General features: G+C 31.9%; 3 protein-coding genes and 1 pseudogene. All 4 read left to right on the top strand.

The genetic code is table 11. The annotated features are described in order from the left end of the window. A partial coding sequence (locus F6K13_RS27410; RefSeq protein ID WP_287289046.1) for an acyl carrier protein occupies positions 1–289 on the top strand: 289 nt, incomplete at its 5' end. Between the two features lie 260 nt (positions 290–549). Continuing rightward, the gene (locus F6K13_RS27405; RefSeq protein ID WP_287289044.1) at positions 550–2,172 is read left to right on the top strand and encodes an SDR family oxidoreductase; all 1,623 of its coding nucleotides are present in this window, start codon (positions 550–552) and stop codon (positions 2,170–2,172) included. 80 nt (positions 2,173–2,252) lie between these two features. Beyond that, the gene (locus F6K13_RS27400) at positions 2,253–2,603 is read left to right on the top strand and encodes a hypothetical protein (protein ID WP_287289043.1); all 351 of its coding nucleotides are present in this window, start codon (positions 2,253–2,255) and stop codon (positions 2,601–2,603) included. Further along, positions 2,567–2,692: pseudogene (locus F6K13_RS27395) on the top strand (S49 family peptidase); the annotation flags it as partial. The gene F6K13_RS27400 and the pseudogene F6K13_RS27395, both read left to right, overlap by 37 nt.

The raw sequence follows: 2,692 nt of genomic DNA, 5'->3' as shown, positions 1-2,692 counted from the left end.
ATTTAAACCTGCCCTTAAAAGCAATATCTTATTAAAAAAAAAGGAGAAATTAATGGAAGCTCTAGAAGAAAAAATCAAAGAAATTATGACAGATATTTTGGAAATTGATGATGAAGAAATAACCGATGAATTCGGACCAGACAATGCTGATACTTGGGATTCCTTAAATAATCTGAAAATGATTACTGCTTTAGAAGAAGAATTCGAGATTACTCTAACAATGGATCAAATTGATTCTATGATAAATTTCTCGGAAATTAAAAAAGTTATTAGTAACCATACTAATTAATTAGGGTTTCCTGAATAAAGTCTTTTTGCTCTTTGTAGGAGACAGGAGAAATGGGAATGAGCGAGGAGGTAGGAGTTAAGAATTGTCTCTCAATTTTTCTGCCATAATCATACCAAAATACTAGCTTTATGCAGCTCTTGCCACCGAAAAGCTGGTACTTTTTTTGAATCTAAAACGCTAAAACCAATATCAGTCAATACTTTTAGAATTAATCAGCAAGAGCTAACTTAGAAATACTTTTGCTCAGGAAAGAAAAGACCATGGAAAAGGTATTCAAAATATCTGAAAAAATGGTGGCAAATTTTGCCTCCATCACTGGCGATTATAACTCTTTGCATATGGATGAGGAGTTTGCGAGAAAAACAAAATATCGCCAACGACTTGTTCATGGGATGTTACCCTTTAGTTTTATTTGTCTAATTCAAGAAAATTTTCCCGACCAAAAAATAGAATTTTTAGAATTAGATACCAGTTTTCGTAAGCCAATATTAATTGGTGATGAAATTAGACTAGACTACACATATTCAGAAACAGAAAGTGGAAAATTTTCCTATAATTCTACCTGGTACAATCATCTGACTGAAGAGATAGTAATAAAGTCTAAGGGTGGTTTTACTTTATACTCTTTTAGTAAAGAAATTAGAGATATAGAGCAGAATCAAACTTCTTGCTTATCAGATGAAATCTCAGAAAATAACTGGACTATTAATGAAATAGCCAATAAAAAAGAAGAGTTAAATGTATCACTCAACTCTATACTACTTAAAAAGTATATAGATTATATTATTAACGAAGGTTTTTTTAATAACAGTAATTCTTTAGATATACCAATTAGCCATAACTTAATTTCAACCCTCTTATTATCGACATTGGTGGAAATGAAATTGCCGGGAAAATATGCCACATTTGCCAAATTTCAATTTTCATTTCCAGACCAAGTTCCTTTATCTGAATCAATAAAACTTGTTGGAGAAGTTGGGAAAGTTTCTGTGGCAAGTGAATCTATGGAAGTAGCTACTACCCTTTTAAAAGAAAATGCTGTTTTAGCAACAGGAAAATTAAATGTAGTAGTAAATTCTCCACCACAAAAAATTATTAGCTGCCAAGAAATCAAATCTAATTATATAGATATAGGTTTAAAAGATAAAGTGGTGGTTATTACTGGTGCTAGTCGTGGAATAGGAGCAGCAACTGCCAAATTATTTGCCATGCAGGGTGCGAAAGTTATCGTTAATTATTACAAAGGGAAAAAAGATGCAGAGTTAATTGTTGAGGATATTGAAAAAAATGGGGGAACCGCTATTTCATTGCAATGTGATATTAGAGATAAGTTAGAAGTTAAGAAGTTCATTGCTCAGGTAGTAGAAAAATTTTGCACTGTCAATGTATTGGTTAATAATGCAGTCAAAGAAGCTATACCCAAAAATGTTGTAAAACTAGAGTGGCAAGATTATTTAAGTGAATTAGAAGTATCCTTAAAAGGAATGCACAATTGTTGTCAAACCATATTGCCGATTTTCAAACAACAAAAGTTTGGTAAAATAATTAATATCTCAACAATTTTTGTAGACAATCCAGTCACTGGGCAAAGTCAATATATAACTGCAAAAAGTGCTGTAGTCGGTTACACAAAAAGTTTAGCAAAAGAACTAGCTAAATTAAATATACAAGTCAACTTTGTTGTGCCCAACATGACAGAGACAGACCTTGTATCATGTGTTCCTTCAGATTTTACAAAAAGGATAGCAGCTTCCAGAGATTTTGGCAGAAATTTACAACCTATTGAAGTTGCTCAAAGCATTTTGTTTTTAGCCTCTAGCTGGGCAAATTCTATCACCGGACAAAAAGTGGTTTTAAACTTAGGTGATTTACCTTTCGGATAATCAAATAATATCAAATAAAAAAATATAATTTTACAGTTAAGTAAGGATTAGTTGATGAAAATTAGGATAGATAATTTAATATGAAAATAGGCAAGGTAATCCGGCGTTTTTTAATTCCTGCTCCCATAGTCACTATTTATTATCTGTTGAAATATGGAGCAAAAGTTAGCCCCAAAGCAGAAGTCGAATTGAGTGATTTATTGACAATTGGAAAAGATACTGAAATAGGTTCTTTTACAAAAATAAAAGCTGCTGATGGTGTTTTGAAAATTGGTGAAAATGTTTCAATTGCAACTGGATGTTTTATTTCATCTCATCACAAAGGATTAGAAATTGGCGACTATTCAATGATTGGTCCTAATACTTCAATTATTGGTAATAATTATCGATATGTTCAGCATCGGAAGTTATTGGTCGAGAAGTCAAACTGACAAGGGAGCAAAAACCTATAATTGTATCTATGGGTAATATAGCTGCTTCTGGTGGATATTGGATTTCCATGAATGCAGACAAAATATTC

It is taken from the genome of Okeania sp. SIO2B9 (assembly GCF_010672505.1).
Taxonomy (GTDB): Bacteria; Cyanobacteriota; Cyanobacteriia; order Cyanobacteriales; family Microcoleaceae; genus Okeania; species Okeania hirsuta.
Note: the sequence above shows the minus strand (reverse complement) of the source record. Positions and strands in the feature narration are given on the sequence as shown.

Coding starts and splice junctions, on each gene's coding strand:
- F6K13_RS27400 (WP_287289043.1), top strand. CDS start 2,253: ATGAAAATAGGCAAGGTAATCCGGCGTTTTTTAATTCCTGCTCCCATA.
- F6K13_RS27405 (WP_287289044.1), top strand. CDS start 550: ATGGAAAAGGTATTCAAAATATCTGAAAAAATGGTGGCAAATTTTGCC.